Annotated in this window: 12 protein-coding genes; 5 read left to right on the forward strand and 7 right to left on the reverse strand. The window is 70.4% G+C overall.

Annotated features, from left to right (window positions below):
* The first annotated feature begins 98 nt into the window (after positions 1-98).
* From deoC to NI25_RS14430, 3 genes are read left to right on the forward strand one after another with little or no spacing between them, the layout of a single operon-like run.
* Positions 99-1,082, forward strand: a complete 984-nt coding sequence (gene deoC, locus NI25_RS14420) for a deoxyribose-phosphate aldolase (protein WP_061442848.1) — start codon at positions 99-101, stop codon at positions 1,080-1,082.
* 5 nt (positions 1,083-1,087) lie between these two features.
* Entirely contained in the window at positions 1,088-2,524 is a 1,437-nt protein-coding gene (locus NI25_RS14425; RefSeq protein WP_061442849.1) for an aldehyde dehydrogenase family protein, read from the forward strand.
* Positions 2,517-3,410 (forward strand): aldehyde dehydrogenase family protein, encoded by an 894-nt coding sequence (locus NI25_RS14430; RefSeq protein WP_061442850.1) that lies wholly within the window; start codon positions 2,517-2,519, stop codon positions 3,408-3,410. The genes NI25_RS14425 and NI25_RS14430 overlap by 8 nt, the downstream gene beginning before the upstream one ends.
* Before the next feature lie 61 nt (positions 3,411-3,471).
* Here NI25_RS14430 and NI25_RS14435 read toward each other — a convergent pair whose 3' ends face one another.
* The 7 genes from NI25_RS14435 to NI25_RS14465 form a co-directional block, all read right to left on the reverse strand.
* Positions 3,472-5,535: a bifunctional serine/threonine-protein kinase/glutamate ABC transporter substrate-binding protein gene (locus NI25_RS14435; RefSeq protein ID WP_061442851.1), complete on the reverse strand. Its 2,064-nt coding sequence runs from the start codon at positions 5,533-5,535 to the stop codon at positions 3,472-3,474.
* 253 nt (positions 5,536-5,788) lie between these two features.
* On the reverse strand, positions 5,789-11,407 hold the full coding sequence (gene mads8, locus NI25_RS40180; RefSeq protein WP_061442852.1) for a methylation-associated defense system ATP-binding protein MAD8: 5,619 nt from the start codon (positions 11,405-11,407) through the stop codon (positions 5,789-5,791).
* Positions 11,408-11,481: 74 nt separating this feature from the next.
* Positions 11,482-13,176: a methylation-associated defense system protein MAD7 gene (gene mads7 / locus NI25_RS14445; RefSeq protein WP_061442853.1), complete on the reverse strand. Its 1,695-nt coding sequence runs from the start codon at positions 13,174-13,176 to the stop codon at positions 11,482-11,484.
* Complete coding sequence (gene mads6 / locus NI25_RS14450) at positions 13,176-17,504, reverse strand: methylation-associated defense system protein kinase MAD6 (protein WP_061442854.1); 4,329 nt, start codon at positions 17,502-17,504, stop codon at positions 13,176-13,178. The genes mads7 and mads6 overlap by 1 nt, the downstream gene beginning before the upstream one ends.
* A gap of 129 nt (positions 17,505-17,633) precedes the next feature.
* Entirely contained in the window at positions 17,634-17,912 is a 279-nt protein-coding gene (locus NI25_RS14455) for a hypothetical protein (RefSeq protein ID WP_233520728.1), read from the reverse strand.
* Positions 17,909-18,130 (reverse strand): hypothetical protein, encoded by a 222-nt coding sequence (locus NI25_RS14460; protein ID WP_061442855.1) that lies wholly within the window; start codon positions 18,128-18,130, stop codon positions 17,909-17,911. Before NI25_RS14460 ends, NI25_RS14455 begins: the two co-directional genes overlap by 4 nt.
* Positions 18,130-18,426, reverse strand: coding sequence for a hypothetical protein (locus NI25_RS14465; RefSeq protein WP_061442856.1), 297 nt, complete (start codon positions 18,424-18,426; stop codon positions 18,130-18,132). Before NI25_RS14465 ends, NI25_RS14460 begins: the two co-directional genes overlap by 1 nt.
* Before the next feature lie 210 nt (positions 18,427-18,636).
* On the opposite strand from NI25_RS14465, the gene NI25_RS14470 reads away from it, so the two are divergent.
* The gene (locus NI25_RS14470) at positions 18,637-19,485 is read left to right on the forward strand and encodes a helix-turn-helix domain-containing protein (protein WP_061442857.1); all 849 of its coding nucleotides are present in this window, start codon (positions 18,637-18,639) and stop codon (positions 19,483-19,485) included.
* Entirely contained in the window at positions 19,464-19,673 is a 210-nt protein-coding gene (locus NI25_RS14475) for a DUF397 domain-containing protein (RefSeq protein WP_061442858.1), read from the forward strand. The genes NI25_RS14470 and NI25_RS14475 overlap by 22 nt, the downstream gene beginning before the upstream one ends.
* The last annotated feature ends 2 nt before the right edge of the window (positions 19,674-19,675 follow it).

Genomic DNA, 19,675 nt, shown 5'->3' on the forward strand with positions numbered 1-19,675 from the left:
GACAGCCCGGCGGACGCTCACATGTGGTGCCGTACCACCGAACCCGTCTACGGGGCTGTACAGACCGCTACGCGCGTAGATATGCTCACCTGGTGACCATGCCCACCACCGCACCCGCCGCACAGGGCCCCGTGAACGGCCCCGCACACGGACTCGCCGACGTCACCGCGTCCGACAGCACGCTGCGCCGCTTCCTCCACGGGTTGCCCGGCGTCGACACGGTCGGCCTGGAGGCGCGCGCCGCCTCCCTCGGCACCCGTTCCATCAAGACCACCGCGAAGGCGTACGCCCTCGACCTGGCCATCTCGATGGTCGACCTGACGACGCTGGAAGGCGCGGACACCCCGGGCAAGGTCCGGGCGCTCGGCGCGAAGGCGGTCCGTCCCGACCCGGCCGACCGCACGGCCCCCGCCACCGCCGCCGTCTGCGTGTATCCCGACATGGTGCCCACCGCGAAGGAGGCCGTCGCCGGCTCCGGCGTGAAGGTCGCCTCGGTGGCCACGGCCTTCCCGGCCGGCCGCGCCTCGCTGGCCGTCAAGCTGGCCGACGTGCGCGAGGCCGTCACGGCGGGCGCGGACGAGGTCGACATGGTCATCGACCGCGGCGCCTTCCTCGCCGGGCACTACATGAAGGTGTACGACGAGATCACCGCCGTGCGCGAGGCGTGCGGCACGTCGGCCCGCCTCAAGGTGATCTTCGAGACCGGCGAGCTGTCGACGTACGACAACATCCGCCGCGCGAGCTGGCTCGGCATGCTGGCCGGGGCGGACTTCATCAAGACGTCCACCGGCAAGGTCGCCGTCAACGCGACGCCCGCCAACACGCTCCTCATGCTGGAGGCGGTCCGCGACTTCCGCGCGCAGACCGGCGTCCAGGTCGGGGTGAAGCCGGCCGGCGGCATCCGCACCGCGAAGGACGCGATCAAGTTCCTGGTCCTGGTCAACGAGACCGCGGGCGAGGACTGGCTGGACAACCACTGGTTCCGCTTCGGCGCCTCCTCCCTCCTCAACGACCTGCTGATGCAGCGCCAGAAGCTGGCCACAGGCCGTTACTCCGGCCCCGACTACGTGACGGTGGACTGATCACCATGGCATCCGCATTCGAGTACGCACCGGCACCCGAGTCCCGCGCGATCGTCGACATCGCGCCGTCGTACGGCCTGTTCATCGACGGCGAGTTCGCCGACGCGGCCGACGGCAAGGTCTTCAAGACGGTCTCCCCCGCCACCGAGGAGGTCCTCTCCGAGGTCGCCGAGGCCGGCGAGGCGGACGTCGACCGCGCCGTGAAGGCCGCCCGCAAGGCCTTCGAGAAGTGGTCGGCACTGCCCGGCGCGGAGCGCGCGAAGTACCTCTTCCGCATCGCCCGCATCATCCAGGAACGCAGCCGCGAGCTCGCCGTCCTGGAGACCCTGGACAACGGCAAGCCCATCAAGGAGACCCGCGACGCCGACCTGCCCCTGGTGGCGGCGCACTTCTTCTACTACGCGGGCTGGGCCGACAAGCTCGACCACGCCGGCTACGGCGCGAACCCGCGCCCGCTGGGTGTCGCGGGCCAGGTCATCCCGTGGAACTTCCCGCTCCTGATGCTGGCGTGGAAGATCGCCCCGGCCCTGGCGACCGGCAACACGGTGGTCCTGAAGCCCGCCGAGACGACCCCCCTCTCCGCCCTGTTCTTCGCGGACGTCTGCCGCCAGGCCGGCCTCCCGAAGGGCGTCGTCAACATCATCACCGGCGACGGCCGCGCCGGTGCGGCCCTGACCGCGCACCCGGACGTGAACAAGGTCGCCTTCACCGGCTCCACGGCGGTCGGCAAGCAGATCGCGCGCACCGTCGCGGGCACCCGCAAGAAGCTCACCCTGGAACTGGGCGGCAAGGGCGCCAACATCGTCTTCGACGACGCCCCGATCGACCAGGCCGTCGAGGGCATCGTCAACGGCATCTTCTTCAACCAGGGCCAGGTCTGCTGCGCGGGCAGCCGCCTCCTGGTCCAGGAGTCGATCCACGACGAGCTGCTCGACTCCCTCAAGCGCAGGCTCACCACCCTCCGCCTGGGCGACCCGCTGGACAAGAACACCGACATCGGCGCGATCAACTCCGCCGAGCAGCTGGCCCGGATCACCGCGCTCGCGGACCAGGGCGAGGCGGAGGGTGCGGAGCGCTGGTCCCCGGCCTGTGAACTCCCCTCCTCCGGCTACTGGTTCGCCCCGACGCTCTTCACGAACGTCACCCAGGCGCACACGATCGCCCGCGACGAGATCTTCGGCCCGGTGCTGTCCGTCCTCACCTTCCGCACGCCGGACGAGGCGGTCGCCAAGGCCAACAACACCCCGTACGGCCTGTCGGCGGGCATCTGGACGGAGAAGGGTTCGCGCATCCTGGCGGTCGCGAACAAGCTCCGCGCGGGTGTGATCTGGTCCAACACGTTCAACAAGTTCGACCCGACGTCGCCGTTCGGCGGCTACAAGGAGTCGGGCTTCGGCCGCGAGGGCGGCCGCCACGGCCTGGAGGCGTACCTCGATGTCTGAGCGACTCAGTGTCTTCAAGACCTACAAGCTGTACGTCGGCGGGAAGTTCCCGCGTTCCGAGAGCGGCCGGGTGTACGAGGTGACCGACGCAAAGGGCAAGTGGCTGGCGAACGCCCCCCTCTCCTCCCGCAAGGACGCCCGTGACGCGGTGGTCGCCGCGCGCAAGGCCTTCGGCGGCTGGTCCGGCGCGACGGCGTACAACCGCGGTCAGATCCTCTACCGCGTCGCCGAGATGCTGGAGGGCCGCCGCGACCAGTACGTCGCGGAGGTCGCCGACGCGGAGGGCCTGTCGAAGTCGAAGGCGGCGACCCAGGTGGACGCCGCGATCGACCGCTGGGTGTGGTACGCGGGCTGGACCGACAAGATCGCCCAGGTGGTCGGCGGCGGCAACCCGGTCGCGGGCCCGTTCTTCAACCTCTCCTCCCCGGAGCCGACCGGCGTCGTCGCCGTCCTGGCCCCGCAGGAGTCGTCCTTCCTGGGTCTGGTGTCCGTCGTCGCCCCGGTCGTCGCGACCGGCAACACGACGGTCGTGGTGGCGTCGGAGAAGTCCCCCCTCCCCGCGCTCTCCCTCGGCGAGGTGCTGGCCACGTCCGACCTCCCCGGCGGCGTGGTCAACGTCCTCTCCGGCCGTACCGCGGAGATCGCGACGCCGCTCGCCGCACACCAGGACGTGAACGCGATCGACCTCACGGGCGCCGACGAGGCGCTGGCGAAGGAGCTGGAGATCGCGGCGGCGGACAACCTGAAGCGCGTCCTGCGTCCACAGCCTGTGGACGAGGTCGACTGGTCGGCGACCCCGGGCACCGAGCGCATGACGGCGTTCCTGGAAACGAAGACGGTCTGGCACCCGACGGGCGCGCTGGGCGCGTCGGGTTCGTCGTACTGACCGGCACCGACTGGGCCGCGGTTCCTCCCCGTCCGGAGGAGCCGCGGCCCGCCGGCGTCACTCACTCACCCGAGCACGGCATCAGTTCCGGTTTCCTCGGCGCGGTCTTCCGGCCCGTCAGCGGAGCCAGATCCTTCATATACATGTTCGACCACTCCGTTCCGGCCAGGATCTCCTTCAGCCCCGAGCACACCTTGCTCTTCAGGAGAGGATCGCCCTGCCGCATCGCCACCCCGTAGGGCTCCGTGCCCGCGCCGCTGGGCAGCAGTTTCAGATGCTTCGGATCGTTCCGGGCGTACCCGGCGAGGAGTACGTCGTCCGAGGCGACCGCGTACACGCTCGAGTGCTTGTCCAGCAGCCTTTCCACGCACTCCTTGTAGGTGTCGGGCTGCCACTTCCCGGTGGTGTACCCCTCCTGCTGCAGCCTGCCCGCGTACGTGGAATCCCGCGCCGTGCATACCTCGACCTGGTTCTTCTCCACGTCGGCGGCTTCGTTGAGTTCGTATTTCGCGGAGTTCTTGCGCACGAGGAGGCTGCTGCCCGCCTTGTAGTAGGGGCCGACGAAGGTGATGCCGTCCTTCTTCTCGCGCTCGGGCGTCATGCTGTACGAGGCGATGACCAGGTCCACTTCGCCGTTCTTCAGCTTGCTCGCCCGGTTGGCCGTGGTCACGCCGTAGAAGTCGACCTGCTTCTTGCCGTAACCCAGTTCGGCGGCGAGGGCGTAGGCGATGTCGATGTCGAAGCCGGTCCACTCGTCGGTCTTCTTGTTGTGGAGGCTCAGGCCGGGCTGGTCCTCCTTGGCGCCGATCGTCAGCCTCTTCTTGGCGGCCCGCCACTGCTCCCACGCCTGCTCCGCGTCCCCCTTGCCGGTACCCGCACCCTGCGCGGCGGAGGCGTCGTCCTGCTCGCCCCCGGATCCGCCGCCGCGCGAGACGAGCCAGCCGCCCCCGGCCAGCAGCACGACGCACGCGGCAGCCGCCGCCACCTTCCAGCCGCGGCGCGACGCCGCCGGTGGGGCTTGGGCCGGAACATCTCCGAAAGGACCGCCTGTGGACAGGGCGGCTTCGGGATCGCCTCCTTCGGCGGGCGAAGCAGCGGAGACCGCGGAGGAGGAGACCTCGGGCGCCGGCGTCGTCACCGCCGGCCGGGGCTCTGACGCGGGCTCAGAGGGCGGCGGCGTGGGTCCGGCCATGGGCGGGTGTTCGGGGGTGGCGGCCTGGGCGCGGGCCGGCGTGTCCGGGTCCGCGAGGACGTCCCGGAGCATCTCCTCCGCCGCAGCCGCGTCCAGGCGCCGGTCGGGGTCCGTGATCAGCAACCGCTGGATGACCGGGCCGAGGGGACCGGCGTACCGGAGGAGCGGGTCGGGCGACTGCTGGATGTTCGCCTGTACCTCCCAGACCTCGTTGCCGCCGAAGGGCAGGCGTCCCTCGACCATCTCGTACAGGGTGACGCCCAGCGCCCACAGGTCGGAGGCGGGCGTGGGGCCGGGGGAGGCGGCGGCGAAGAGTTCGGGCGCCAGGTAGGGCGGCGTGCCGATGATGCCGCCGTGTCGGGTGACCCGGTCCGCGCCCTCGAAGGTGGCGATGCCGAAGTCCACCAGAACCACCTGGCCGCCGTCCCGTACCAGGACGTTGCCCGGCTTGACGTCACGGTGCAGGACCGACGCCTCGTGGACGGCCCGAAGGCCCTGGGCCATCTGGAGGCCGATCTCCGCGGCTCTGGGCACGCCGAGGACTCCGTCACGTTTCAACAGGTCGGCCAGCGACCGCCCTTCGAGCAGCTTCATGACGATCCAGACCTGGTCGGCGGTCTCGATCTGGTCGTGGACCGTCACCACGTTCTGGTGCTCGATCTTGGCGAGGGCCTCCGCCTCCCGGCGGGCCCGCTGCATCGCGTCCTTCTGCGTGTCCGGGGTCATGGCCCTGCGGTCGAGAAGCCCCTTCACGGCGACGAACCGGCGCAGCCGCCGGTCGTGGGCCTTCCAAACCTCGCCCATTCCACCGCTGCCGATCGGCTCCAGCAGCTCGTAGCGGCCCTCGATCACCATGTGGGGGGCCGAAGCACGCTCCTCGGGACGCCCGCCGGCACTGCCACCGGTCCCTTTGATTCCGTCGTCGTTGTGCACCCGGCCCCCTGGCACCTCTTGCGCGAAACGTGGATCACCACAGATTAGACGGCAGCCCTGGCAGCCCGGAGAATCCGCACGAGGACAAGCAAGGCCAACCGGCACAACAGGCCCGATCCGGAAGCACAGAGTCCCGCTTCCCGGCGTGGAACGGGGCCCAGCCGGGCACCGGACTCTCCGAACACGTCCTGCGGGGCTGCGGACTCCCGTCCTGCCGCAGGAGCCACAGCCTTTCCCTACAAGGTGCCGTCGATCACCGTCCCAGTGCGGTCCGGGTCGCACCTCCGTGCCGGGAGACCCTCGGCCGACAGTCGATCTTGACTGCCCCCCTGGTGAACGCCTCGTCCGTTGCCTTCCCCGACCACACGTACGCTTCCCCGGGCCTGAGCGCCGCCAGCTTCTCGGGGTTGAGGCCCGACAACGCCGCGTTGACCTTCTGCAAATGCTTCAGCCATGCGGGAGAAGTGAACCTGTGCAGCACCATGTGTGTGGAGAGCTCGATGAGCTCGGAGGGCACAGAGGGTGGGTCCTGGCTGGCGACCAGTACCGACATCCCCTTGTGCCGCATTTCGCGCACGCTGGAGACGAGTCCTGTCACCAGTTCACCGCTGTTCGCGTATTTGTGCGCCTCGTCGAAGACCACCAGTTTGTTGAAGGAACGCCCGTCGTGCGTGGCTTCCGAGAAGAGATGCATCAGAACGACGAAGAGACTGAGCGCGTCGCTCTTCTCGATGTCGTCGGACCGCAGGTCCACGATGATCAGACGCCCCGGACGCGCCAGATCCTTGATCCGCACTGTGTCGTTGATGAAGTCGCCCGCAAGATCGAGCCGTTCCCTGGCCCGCCTCTTCAGGTGCTCGTCGAGAGTCGAGTCCTCGACCCCCCGGCGCACCGCGTCCAACGTGAGGGCGGCGCGGTTCGCCTTGATGATCCTTCCAATCTGCCGGATGTACCCGGACTGGTTACCGACGGCACCCATGAGGAACTTCCAGTGAGCGATCTTCAGCTCGGCTGCTGCGAAGGCCAGGGGGCGTACAAGGACACCGGGGTACCGGGCCTGACGCTCCTCTACGTATTCCTCGGGAACCAGCAGTACGACATCGGAGAGACCGGCAGGCAGTGCCCCGAACCGGCGGTGCAGCGCGTCTCGCTGTCCCTCGTCGTCATTGGGATGGATCATGCTCAGGAACTCGGGCTGGTACGTCGAGTCCTCGCTGTAGTGGAAGACGATGCTTCCCAACGGGCTCGCCAGCCGATTGACACCGGGCACCGGCAGGCTCGCCATTTCCAGCACCGAGCCCAGGGTGTAGCTCTTGCCGCCCCCCTGAACGCCGAACAGGCTGATGGCGTGGGTCTCGTTGAGGTCCAGGGCGACGGTACGGCCCGCGCTCGTCCCCAGGAGACCGAACTGCGCAGACGCTCCCGAGACACCGAGGTGAATGTCCGGGTTCCCGGTCTCGGGGCCGCCGGTCTTGGGATCGCCCACCCCAGGATGATCCCCTGCCCCTAGGGCCTCCGCCGGGCCGGCGGGCCCTTCGGCGAGGTCGGGCTCCCCGTTTCCCCGGCCGGGCTCTTCGGCGGCGCTTGCCGGCACGCCTGCGGGCTCGTGTTCCACTGGGTCGGGGGTGTCGTTCGCTCCGGGCCGGCTCGTCACGGTCGTGCGGGGCTCGGTGGGGGACGGTCGGTCCGGAGCCCCGACGGGATCCGACTCGGCCTCTTCCGGATCGCCGGTCAAGGGGGCGAGCTCCTCCGGAATCACTCGGGCGCGTGCACGCGGACGCAGTTGGACGGTGGCGGTGAGCGGCACCGCGTGCCCGTCGTCGGCGCTGAGGTCCTCCAGCCCCGGCAGGACCGGCTCCGGTGCCCCGGCACTCCCTTCCGGGCCCTCCGGGGTGGTCCGGTATTCCGTCTCGATGTCGTCAAACAACCGCACGGCCTGATCGCGGCCGATCCGGTGGAACGCCACCCCCTCCTCGTCGTCGGTGTCGAACCCGTCTTTGGAAAGGTCGAAAACCAGGCCGGTACGGGTGAAGGAAAGGCGGTAGCCGTGATCGAGGCGATCCAGCAACCAGCGAGCCTCGGCCAGCGCGCGCTCGCCGAAGAGCCCGTACCGGTCCGCCCGGGAAAGGTACTTCTCCAGCAGCATGCGCAGGGCCATGTTCTGCAGCGCACCGTCGGTGCGTCCCCGGCCCGGGTCGAAACGGTCGGCGATGATTCGCTCGGTGTTCCGCGTCTGTCGGATGATCTGCTGGCGTCTGCCCTGGTAGGCGCCGAGACCTCCACCCGTGTGGCACTTGATCTCCAGGAGACGGCAGACGACGGTCCGCCGCTCGGCGTCGAGATCGAAGAGAGCCAGGTCAGTGCGCTGGAGCCGTACTTCGGTGTCTCCTGCCGCAAGCCGTCCGCGTTCCTCCTCGTAGAGCTCCGGATGCGCGTCGAGGGGGACGAGGATCTGATCGCGCAGCGCGCCCCGGGCACCGAGATACCGGCGCGCGAGGGCTAAGCCGAGGACCTCGGTGCGCTGGCTCTCGCCGAGCGCCGCCAGCTTGAACACCAGGCTGCCCGACAGTTCCCGCAGCTGGTCGAAGAAGGTACGGATGTGCCGTTCGGGGATGTCGAGCGACCGGTCGGCGAGCACCGGAGTGAGCAGGGCTCGCATCTCGTCCAGCGACCGGGAGGAAACCACGATCTGGTGACCGAGCCCGTGGGACGTGTCGGTGTGGTCGATGACGTACTCGGTACGCCCGCGCCGCCCGTGGTCGAAGTACTCCGCTCCGAGCGTGCGATCCACGGTGACGACCCAGTCGCTCATACCGTGCACGTCGTGCAGGAGCGCCCGGTCCTCCGGTGTGAGGCGGACCGTTATCTGCGGCAGCATGCCCGGCCGGTGTTCGCCCACGCCGACCGCGACCAGGGCTGCAGAGAGAGTCCGGGGCAGGGCCGCGAGCAGATCACCAGTCGTTTCCGCGCCGGCCACAGGGTCGGTGACGCCGTGCCGGGGCCTGCGGGTCCACTCGACGCTGTCGTCGTCCTCCTGGTAGTCGCCGCTCATCTCCTGGACCAGACCGTGCACCGCGACCCGGCCGGTGCCGTCACGGCCTGGTGCAATGTCGTGGCTCTCTCCGCCAAAGGGGTTGAACAGGAAGGTGAGGTGAGCGGAGAAGTCCTCCGCGGCTCCCGATAGTTCCCGGGCGTCGCGGATCACGACGGAGAGCTTGGGCCGCAGGGGGTCCCCGGGAGTGGCGAACGCCTCCGCAGCGGCCGAACGCGGGCCGCTCGCCGGGACCATCAGGTCGGTCAGCGCCGCACCTGTCCACGGGTCGTCCGGTGCGGTGGCGAAGAGCCGCACGGTGTAGTGGAGGTGGGACAGGTGGCGGCGTTCCTGAAGGGCGACCAGCATGTCGGCGAGCAGTTCGCCCTGCCCCGCGCCGAGTGCATTCAGCACAAGGCTGTCCGCGTAGGGATGCAGGCGGACGTACTTCTCCACCCGGTCGGCGAGTTCCGTACCGGTCACCCCGCCCGACGCGGCCGCAACGTCGGCGCCGAGTGCGTCCGCGACCCGGGCCAGGACTTCACGGGGGTCGTGCGCCTCACTGGGCAGGCACACCTGCCAGTAGTCCGTCAGCGGGCTGCTGGCGAAAGCGAGTTCTCCGGAATCCAGCGGTACGGCCAGCGGATAGCCCAGGGGCGCCAGCCTGCGTTCCAGACTGTCCAGCCGGGCCTTGACCACTCCCGCCGCAGCGTGCTGGAGCTGTTCGAGCCAGTGGTCGGCGAGGGCTGCCTGCCCGCTCCACCACAGCATGCGCAGCGGATGTGTGGGGGCGACCAGGACGACGGTGCGTCCGCTGCCGTCCGTGTCGCGGAGGCGGACGGTCAGGGTGTCGGTGCGCAGCAGTCCGTACAGGCGGGCCCGCCACTGGTCCGCGTGCGGCACCCCGGGACGGTCCAGGGCCCGCAGGCAGGCGGTGACGGCGGTTAGGTACGCCTCCCCGTACGCTTCGACGGCGCCCCGCAGTACACGCGGGTCCGCCGCCTCCACGACCAGGACATCCGACGTGGCGTCCCCGGCCTCGGGCACTGCGAGGCGGCCGAAGAGCTCCGCTCGTGCGCGTAGGTAGTCGAGGACAGCGTCCGCGCCCACCGCTCCGGGTTCCGGTTCCTCGGCGTGTGGCACCACATCCTGCGCCGGGGTGAGCCGGGCGGCTCCGGCCGGGTCCACCTCGATTGCCGGACCGTGAAGGCTGCGGGGGCTGCGCAGGATGTGCTGCTCGGCCTCCGCCAGGAGCCGCGGCAGGTCGATGGTGACCAGGCCGGCGGGCCCGAACGAGGCGCGCACGGATCGGTACTTCACGCTGGTGCCTCGGGGCCCCCAGCCGGTCTCGCGGCACTGCACACGTGCCGGGTCGCGGCCCTCGGCCAGTGCGGAGAAGCGCAGCCGGTTGATCGCCTGGGCGAGGCCGGGTGCGTGGTGACCGCGCGGGGTGGGCGGCTCGTCGAACTCTCCGTCGGGGACGACGTAGAAGCGGTCGCTCTCGTAGGGGCGGCGGCCTGTCGTCTGCCCGCTGCCCGCCGCGTGCATCGGGTCGTCGTTCCCGTCCAGTGGGGTGACGCGGACGAAGTGCCATCCCTCTTCCCAGTCCGGCGCACGGCGCCCCTTGCGGAGCTTGATGCTCGCCTTGTACTGGGGCTTGAAACGGACGCCGACCGGGACGGTTACCACCAGCCCGGTCGGGCTGGCCAGCGGGGCGGCCGGGTCTCCGCTGTCCTCGTCTCCCGACTCCTCGCCGGTCTCGGCGAGGATCTCGACCTTGAAGCGCTTCAGGCCTGTCACGCCCCGCTGGTCGCGGTCCACGGAGAAGGTGACCGGGAGTGAGGGGAGTCCTCCGGGCAGCAGGTACGGCTGGCCGAAGAGCCGGTCGAGGGCGGGATGGTTGCGTTGGTCCTCCGCGTTCTCCCCGGCCTTGGGCAGCGCGGTCAGGTCGTCAACCTCGATGCGCACGGTCTGGTCGGCGGGATCGTGCTCCTGCGGCCAGTGATGGAAGGCGAGCGGCCAGTTGTCCGGGTCCGCAGCGATCGCCCGGCACCAGTGCCGGGGGTCGGACAGGCCGGTGGCAGCGGCGAAGGCGACGAGACGGCGCAGAAAGCGCTGGTGCTCGTCCGAGTTGCGGGGCAGTCCGAGGGCGAGGACGCGCTGGCGGTCGGTGGCGGGACCGTCGGTGAGCCGGTCGACGGTGCGGCGGTTGCGCTGAATCTTGGTGACGAGGAGGGAAGGGTCGGTGAAGAGGTGGAAGTCCGGGATGAGCCCCAGCAGGTGGATCGCGGCTCCGGCGGCCTGCGGGTCGTGCTGGTTCTCGCGCAGGGTGAGCAGGTAGCGTGCCGCGTCCCGGTCCGATGCGGCAGAGCTCTCGGCGAGAAGCCGTTCGACGCCCGCGCGCAGCGGTTCGGGTACCCCTTTGAGGAGATTCCGCCTGAGTCGGGCGTGCACTTCGTGGAGAGAGACCTCCTCGAAGGTCGCTACCGAGAAGGAGTCCTCCGCGCTGGCCCTGGTCCCTGGCGGCACGAACACCAGGAGTGGGGGTCGCAGGCGTCCGCGTTCGTCGGGGTTGCGGAGTTCGACCAGTTTGGTGCTGCTGACTGTCGTGTCGTCACCGCCGACCGCGGGGCCCGCCGCGAGTACATGAACCTGCGCGTCCGGGACGGCCTCGCGCAGACCGCGGGTGAGCCGGGCGGCGAGCTCGGCGTCGAGGCCGCCGACCCTCATGCAGTGCCCGGCCTGCCTGCCGCGCAGGAGATCCGCGAGGCCCGGGAGCGCGACGTGCTCGAGCGCACGCCGCCAGTCGGTCTCGGTGATCTCCACCAGTCCGCGTGTCATAGTCCTTCGACCCCCGTCTCTCTCATGCCCGACCTCATGCCTGACCGGTTTCCTTCCGCCCCGTGCGGTTTCCTCTACCGTCCGCCCGCTGACACCGTGCCGTCCTCCGTGAGGGCGAACCTCGGTGTGATCACCTGGGTGAGATATGCGTCCGACAGGTCGTCGTAACAGCCGATCTCCCGCATGCGTGTGGTGAGCGCCTCGGCGTTGGCCCTGAGGGCGGACTCCTCGTCCAGGCCCGCGGGGCCGAAGCCGTCCGCAGCGGGCAGGCGGTCCACGTACAGCCCGTACCGGTCGCGCAGCACGGCGAGGAACTCGTCCAGCCGGAGCGAGACGGTGTGATGGCTGTACGGGGAGGCGCTGCCTTGGGGGTTCAGGCGCAGCAGCGCCACCTGCACCAGTACTTCGAGCAGCGCGCTGTCGAGGACGAAGCGGCGGCGCCCCCCGTGGGGCTGCGTTATGGCGGCGCCCGAGCGGTTCTTGAGCAGGAGGGAGTCGATAGTGTCGATGACGTACTTGTGGTGGTAGGGCCCCCGGTAGGCCATCAGTACTTCGAGGTACTTCTCGAACGGGGCGAGACCCATGGACTCGTCCAGCAGGGGGCGGACCTCTTCAGGCTGCTCGGCGACCGGGGTGTCGTCCAGGATCGCCGTCAGCCTGGAGCCGAAGAACTCGTCCCGGGCCCGGCCGTAGGCGTCGGTGCCGAAGCGGAGCAGTTCGGGGACGGTGAAGTGCCCGGCCGAAGGGCGACTCTCCTTGCCCTGGCCGACCAGGTGTTCGGCGAACTCGTCCAGTTTCCGCACCGTGTATCCGGCGCGTACGAAGTCGGGGATGCGGCGCAGCCAGTGCTCGGCGCTCCGCTCTGCGAGCGCGGCGACGGGGGTGCCGGGCACCCCGGCCACGTCCACGAAGAGCCCGACCCGGAAGGGGCAACCCGCCAACGGGTCCTGTGCGGCGGTGGATGCCGGGCAGCGGTCGTGGCCGCAGGCGGGGTCGGCGGCCGACCGGGCCACGGCGACGGGCAGCAGCTTCATGGTCTTGAACAGGCCGAGGGCGAGGTGGAAGGCGAAGAGGATCTTCAGATACTCAACCATGGTGATGCGGGGCAGCAGGTCCTTCAGGGACAGCAGCCGTACGACGTCGTCGGCTAGGAGGTCGGCCTGCCCCACGCAGAGCGGGGGTGCCGAGTACCAGCCCTTGATGTTGTGCGGGCTGTCCGCCTTGACCTGGCTGTTGAGGTGCAGTACCGCCTGGGTCTCGATGTCCACCGGCACCCGCTGTGCGGGAGCGGGCCCCGCGCCGCCGAGGCCGGTGAAGAAGAACGCCCGCAGTTGCTCCAGTGCGAGGGCGCCCAGAGGGCCCCGCGCGTGTCGCAGCATTTCGTAGAGCTGTGCGTCGGCGCCGTAGGGCCGGGAGTGGTAGCTGCTGCGGAACCGGTAGGTGAGTCCGTGCAGCGGTCGCAGACCGGCCACCGCCTGGGTCGGCCTGCCCCGGTTGACCACATCCAGGAGCTGGGTCTCCACCCAGCGCCTGGCCATGTCGGAGTGGTCGGCGAAGCCTTGGAACCGGTCGGCGTTGGTGGCGTCGGTGAACTCGGCGGCGAACTCCTTGGCGGACAGAGCGTTGCGTCGCACGAGGCGGCTGGTGAGGCCCTTGTGGTTCAGCCGCATGAGAAAGCCGGTCAGGACCCGGTCCATCTGCACACGTTTGAAATCCAGGTAGGAGACGCCGAGGTGTTTGAACTCGGTGTCACGGCGGCGCAGCGCCATCAGCGTGCTCCTTCCGGGTCCGTCCCGGGCTCCGGGTCCGAGTCCGGGTTCGGGTTCGGGTTCGAGGGATTTTCGGGTCGGGTGGCGGGGGCCAGGCACAGTGCTCCGTCCGGCAGCCGACGCAGCCGGTAGGGGGGTGAACCGGGTGCGTTGAGGAGTACTTCCTGGTAGGAGGTGGCGGCGAGGGCGTTCTTGAAGACGGCCAGGGCGAGGTTCTGTCCCTGTCGGTCCTCGACTCCCGGCTGATGTCCGCGATGCAGCCGGTCGAGCAGTTCGTACAGGTCCAGGCGGACCGTCAGTTGGGCGCGGTGAGCGCGGCCGTCCTCGGGACGGTGGCGTACGACGAGTTCGCGGGGGCCGGTCTCGACGTACCGGGAGGCGGGCGGACCCGCGACACCGATGGTGAACTGCCCGGCGGGGAACAGCCGGTGGCTGCGTACGGTGCCGCCCGGGACGGCACGCACCTGGAGCGCGAGGTCCTGGCCGCTGTCCGGGTCGAGTCCCCGGGGCATGCCCTCGCCACGGCTGACGGCCTCGACGAGCCGGGTCAGCTCCTCGGGGCCAGGCTGCCCGCCTGCGAGCAGACGCAGGAAGCGGTCGGCCGCCTGGTACGGCAGCAGTCGGCGCCAGCGGGTGTCGTCGAGGCTTTCGAAATAGAAGCGGCGCCGGGCGGCGGCCAGATAGGCGCGGTGGGCGGAGATCTGGGCGCGGTCGGCCTGGTGGGTGCGGGGCAGTGCCGTGAAGGCGTCGGTGAGGAGCCGTTCGTCGAGGTCGCCGCGCTGGTCGAAGGAGACGAGGGCATGGCCGGCGGCGGGGCCGGTGTAGTCGAGCTTCCGGTCCAGCTGCGGGTCGGGGACGGCGGCGACGTCGAGGTCGCGCAGCTGGGTGAGGAGGCGGTCGCGTTCGTCCGGACGCGGCGCGTCCGCGGGGCCCGGGCCGCTCCGGGAGCCGGAGGCGCCGGTGGCCGCATCCCGCGGCGTGTCCACTCCGCCGCCTGTGTGGGTTCCGGTCCAGCTGGTGAAGTACAGGCTGTCGAGGATCTCCTGTGCCGCCCCAGGGTCCTCGCGTCCGTAGAGGGTGTGGATCTGGGCGCAGTCGCGCCCCGAGGTGAGGGTGTAGGCGAGAGCGGAGCGCAGGTCCCGGAGCGTGATGTGGAGGCGTCCGCGCAGGTGGGCCATACGGAAGAGGGTGGCGAGGCGTTCGGTGACCTGGGGGCCCGCCGTGGGGTGGGAGAAGGTGCGGGCGTTGTGCGGGGCGTAGCAGCGTGGGGCGAGCGCGCAGGAGCCGCACGCCTGCCAGTGCCGTTCGTCGGTGAGGGCGGCGACCATCCGGTGCATGATCGATCCCGTGCCGTCGGGGTCGGCGAGGACGTCCCTGGCGTTGAGGTTGACGACGGCCACTCCGTGGGCGGTGCTCCCGGTGGTCAGCGCCTCGCCGACGGTGGCCGCGAGCAGCGGGTAGTGCTCCTGGTGCCGGGTGACGAAGTCGACGAGGCGGCCCTCGTTGACGGCGACGAGCCGGCTGACGTCGTCGGGCCAGGCTGCGGCGTCGGCGCCCCGGTAGGACGCGAGGAAGGTGTCGAGGACGGTGTCGTTGTCGGTGTCGCCCTCGTCCTGGCTGCCGTCGTGGTTGGTGTGGAAGGACCGGCCGTCGAGAGTGAAGTCGTCGCCGTTGGCCCGCGCCTCACCGAACAGGGCACCCCGCCGGCGTGCCTCGTCGGCGAGGTGCTGGAGGAACGCGGTCTTGCCGTCCCCGGCGTTTCCTGTGATGAGGACGAGGCGGTGGCGGCCCGCGAGGACGTCCGGGCGCAACCGGTCGTCGAGGGCGGTGGCGACGTAGAGGGGGTAGGCGTCCGGGTCGAGGCCGCGGGTGCCCGCGTTGGTACGGGCGTTCTGGCTGTAGAGCGTCTGGAGGTGGCCGACGAACGGGTTGGCGCCCGCTCGGTCCGCACCGGTCTCGGCGGACGTGACTGGTGCGGCTTCCTCCGGGTCGGGGGCGGGTGGCACGAGACGCACCTCGCGGACCGCGCTGAGGGCCGCGCGGAAGGCGTCCGCGTCGCGGTAGCGCTCGTGCCGGCGCGGGGCGACGGCGCGAAGCAGAACAGCGGTGAAGTCCGGGTCCAGGTCGGCGAGGCCGGGCAGCCGCCGCGGGTCGAGCGGCTGCCCGCCGCGTGGCGGGGTGCCCCGGCCCGGCCACGGGTAGCCGCCTGTAAGGGCCTCGTAGGCGGAGACGCCGAGGGCGAACAGGTCGAGGTCGGTGAGTTCTTCGCGTCCGGGCCGGGTGAGGGCGGTGGCCTCGGGCGCCAGATAGCGGGGTGAGCCGAGGGTGGGGGTGAGGGTGGAGTCGGTGGAGACTGCCGCGTTGAAGTCGAGGATGCGGGCGCCGTCGGCGGTCCACAGCAGGTTGCTGGGCTTGATGTCACAGTGGAAGACACCGCCCGCGTGCAGATGGGCTAGGCCGGCCAGACAGTCGTCGAGGAGCTTGCGCACGTCCGCGGGGCCGAGGGGCCGCCCCTGGTCAAGGACCCGTTTGAGGTCCTGTCCCTCGACGTATTCCATGCGCAGGTAGGGGAATTCGCCCCGGGGCAGGAACTCGGCGTCGATCAGCCGCACCAGGTTGGGGTGCGGGGCGATCCGGCGGAGGACGCGGTACTCGCTCTCCAGGCGGGCCCGCACCGACTCCCGGTCCCGCGTGATGATCTTCACGACCTCGTCGGTGTCGTCGAGGGTGTTGAACACCCGGTACACGACGCCGAACTGTCCGTGTCCGAGCGGGGCCCGCACCCGGAACTTCTCGGTGAGGCGGAACCCCTCGGGCAGGTCGGTGTAGCTGTGCGGGTCGTCCCAGTCGAAGGCACCAGACTCCTCGTGCCGCCCGCGCCGTGACTGTGTGCGTGCCCGCCCTCTGTCGGCACCCGCGAGACGACGGATGACCTCACCCGCCGACGGCCGTGCGGCCGGGTCCGCGGCGAGCAGGTCGCGGACGACCGATTTGAGGGTGGGGTCCATCCGGTCCACGTCGTCGAGGCTGTCGAGCGGGACGCCGCCCGCACCGAGCGCCGGCTCCTCTCCGGCGTACAGCTCGTGGAAGAGGACTCCGGCCGCGTACAGGTCGGTGGCCCGGGAGAAGGTCCCTGGCCGCACGTGACACTCCGGAGCGAGGTAGGAGGGCGACTGGTGGGCGTACGCCTCGATGCCCCGGGACTCGTCGCGCGGGCGCGGCGGCCCGGGGTGCGCGTAGTCGAAGCCGGTGAGCATGGCGGTCCCGTTGCGCCCCACTAGCACCGTGTCCGGACCAAGGTGGCGGTGCACCACGTTGTGGGCGTGGGCGACGGCGAGGCCACCGAGCACTCCGTCGACCACCCGCCGCCGGGCGTCCGCGCCGAGCGCGCCCGGCCCCCGGGCGTCGAGCCTGACCCGCAGCGCCTCCGCAGGCACGTCCTTGAGGACGACGGCGTACCCGTCGTCCTCGTCCAGCGGGAATGACGTCTCGCACGGCACGATGTACGGGCTGGACGGCAGCTTGCTGAGCGCCTGGACCGGGTTGCCGATCCTCGCGTAGGCCGTGGACCGCGCGGCCTCGGGCAGCAGCGGGTCGACGGCGTGGGCCTGGAGGATTCGGGTCCCCGACCGCGGCTGGTCCGCCAGCCGCACCCGGTACACGGACACCCTGCGGGCCGGGTCCCCGTTCTGGTCGGCCAGGTCGGCGGGGGACGCCTCGTACAGTGTCTCGACGACCTCGTAATGCCCGAACCGGCGCGGCCCGGACGGGGGCCGGGTCTCCGCCTGGAACACCCTGGCGATGTTCTCGCGCAGCGCGGAGATGTCGCCGCCACCGGGACGCCGCTCGTGCCCCGGTGGCCGGTGCCGTCGCAGGAAGGCGATCAGGTCGTCGAGGTGATGGGTGCTCACCTCGTCGCGACCGTCCGGGTCGGACAGTGTGGCGCCCTGGTACGGCAGGATCACCAGCCCCTCGCACCACACCGACCCGAGCCGGGCGCCCGCCGCCCGGGAGCGCGCCAGCAGGTCACCGGCGACCCGGGCGTGGTTGCGGATCTTGCGCGCCGGGCTGGGGAACGGCGCACCCCGGGGATACCAGCGTCCGCCGCGAACCTGAACCCTGCCGTGCACCCCTTTGGTGTCGGCCAGGTACACGGCGTGGTCCGCGACGATCGCCAGGTCCACCTCGAACACTGGACGCCCCGGCCCGTACGGCAGCTCGAAGTTGGACACCACGATCCAGTCGTCCGGCGCCTGCTCCCGCAGGTGACGCAGCACCATGCGCTCGGCCTCGTTGGCCGGCTCCCCGATCGGGATGATCCGCGCCATCGCCCCGCTCCCCCATCCTCGCCCCGTGCCCCGCATACGCGATCGCACGGGTATTCCGGCGGCACATGCGCTGACAACTCTGTCGTGAATCACTCTAGGACGCCCCACTGACAACGCGCACAAATCCCGTCACAGAGGGTACGGACGAGAGGGCCGGGCGGCGACGCGGTCCCGTTGACGCGACTGCACGCGCACCATGTGGTCGAGCTCCGCGACGCACGGGCCGCACGCGTACACGTCACCCGTCGCACCGGGCGTGGTCACGGACCCGATCCACAGCACGGCCACACCTTCACGCCGGCAGTACAGCCAGCACGCGCCCGTCACCCAGGCGTTGCCGTCACCGGCCTGTGCCGCCACCGGCCACACGTCCCGCCACGGGCGCTCGACGGACGGGGCGAACATCACGCCGTGGCCCCCTCCTCCCGGCCGGACCGGAGCGCGGCGGCGAGCGCTCGCGCCGCGGCCACGTTGCAGCGCCCCAGATCGATCAGCGCGAGCGGAGCAGACCCGGCACACGAGACGGCGTCGAGTCCGAGGGACGGCAGCGTGACCCCGGCCGCCTTGAGCGCGTCGCGCAACTCCTCACACGCCCGTTCGGCGTCTCGCACGTTGTCCGTGACCATCAGAGAACCTCCCCTCTGCTGCGGGCGTTCGCCCTGGTCAGCCTCGTCCGCATCAGCTCCTCCGCCCGTTCGTGGACGTTCAGCGGCTGTACCTCGCCCGGCACCGCCGTCCACTCCGTACCTCCGCGCTCCGGGCGCAGCCACACCAGTCCGTCCTGGTGGTCCATGACGATTCCGCACCTCTCCTGCCGCACGTCGCGGGCGAGTTCACCGACCGGAAGCCGGGTCGCCTCCAGGTCGGGACGCCCGGCGCGGGAGGAGGCGGGGGCGGCTTCGCGCCGCTTCTCACTGTTCACGCCGTCCAGCGTTCCGGCAGGGCGGCGGTGCGGGCCAGGGTGACGGCGTTCCGAACCGGGCTACGGAACGGCCACCACCTGGCATGTTCTACGTTTCGCGGTCACCATGTCACCGTCCGCGACTACGTTGGTTCGCGGTGCCTATTCCTCCCGGCAGGGCGGAACGGAACGCCGCCACGGCACACAGCGCACGGCAAGGGAGCACCGACCATGACCCAGCCCGCCCGGGACCTCGAACCCGCCCACTCCGCCCGCGACCTGTACGGCGTCGAGCTACGCCGCCAGCGCCAGGCCGCCGGTCTGTCGCTGGACCGGCTGTCCGACATCGTCAACTACAGCAAGACGCACCTGCACGGTGTGGAGACGGGGGAACGGCTTCCCCTGCCGCCGCTCTCGGAAAAGCTGGACGTGGCCTTCGGGACGGGGGAGTTGTTCCAGGGGCTGTGGGGGGTGGTGAAGCGGGAGCACACGCCGAGGCGGTTCGACCATTGTTTGGAGCTGGAGGCGAAGGCGGTGCGGATTCAGGAGTTCTGCGCGGGTGTCGTCCCTGGACTGCTGCAGACCCCGGCATACATGCGGGCACTGTTCACCGAGGGCAACCCCGAGATGCCCCCTACGGAGATCGACGGCTTGGTGGAAGCCCGCCTGGGCCGTCAAGAGATCCTACGGCGCGACAGCCCACCGGACTTCTGGTGGATCCTCGGCGAAGCAGCCCTGCGACAGGCCGTCGGCGGCTCGGCGGTGATGTACGGCCAGCTCGCGGCACTACTCCCCTTGGTACGGTCGCACTGCTCGACGATCCAGATCGCCCCGTTCGAGGTGGGAGCGATGGCCTTGATGAACGGCACCCTCATCCTGCTCACGCTCCCGGACAGCTCCACCACCGTGTACCAAGAAGGACTCGGGTACGGAGAGACATTTGACGACCGGAAAATCGTCCTGCGCCGTGTGCGAGGGTACGATCACATGAAAGCGTGCGCGCTCTCACCGAGGGGGTCCGCGAGGCTTATCGAAGCGACGATGGAGAAGTACCAGCCATGTCAGTCACCTCACCCCTGAGCACCGCCCGCTGGCGCAAGTCCTCCTACAGCGGGAACGAACAGGGGGATGCCTGTGTGGAGGTTTGTGACGACCTCCCCGGTGCTGTACCTGTCCGTGACAGCAAGGCCACGACCGGCCCTGTCCTGTTGCTGAACGCCACCGCTTGGGTACCGTTCGTCGACGGCATCAAGGGTGGTTCCTTGTAGGA

It is taken from the genome of Streptomyces sp. CCM_MD2014 (assembly GCF_000772045.1).
Taxonomy (GTDB): Bacteria; Actinomycetota; Actinomycetes; order Streptomycetales; family Streptomycetaceae; genus Streptomyces; species Streptomyces salinarius.

What these genes read in the sequence shown, in the direction of transcription:
- mads7 (WP_061442853.1), bottom strand. Translation starts at nt 13,176, where the DNA reads ATGGCGCTGCGCCGCCGTGACACCGAGTTCAAACACCTCGGCGTCTCC.
- deoC (WP_061442848.1), top strand. Translation starts at nt 99, where the DNA reads ATGCCCACCACCGCACCCGCCGCACAGGGCCCCGTGAACGGCCCCGCA.
- NI25_RS14470 (WP_061442857.1), top strand. Translation starts at nt 18,637, where the DNA reads ATGACCCAGCCCGCCCGGGACCTCGAACCCGCCCACTCCGCCCGCGAC.
- mads8 (WP_061442852.1), bottom strand. Translation starts at nt 11,407, where the DNA reads ATGACACGCGGACTGGTGGAGATCACCGAGACCGACTGGCGGCGTGCG.
- NI25_RS14460 (WP_061442855.1), bottom strand. Translation starts at nt 18,130, where the DNA reads ATGGTCACGGACAACGTGCGAGACGCCGAACGGGCGTGTGAGGAGTTG.
- mads6 (WP_061442854.1), bottom strand. Translation starts at nt 17,504, where the DNA reads ATGGCGCGGATCATCCCGATCGGGGAGCCGGCCAACGAGGCCGAGCGC.
- NI25_RS14425 (WP_061442849.1), top strand. Translation starts at nt 1,088, where the DNA reads ATGGCATCCGCATTCGAGTACGCACCGGCACCCGAGTCCCGCGCGATC.
- NI25_RS14475 (WP_061442858.1), top strand. Translation starts at nt 19,464, where the DNA reads ATGTCAGTCACCTCACCCCTGAGCACCGCCCGCTGGCGCAAGTCCTCC.
- NI25_RS14430 (WP_061442850.1), top strand. Translation starts at nt 2,517, where the DNA reads ATGTCTGAGCGACTCAGTGTCTTCAAGACCTACAAGCTGTACGTCGGC.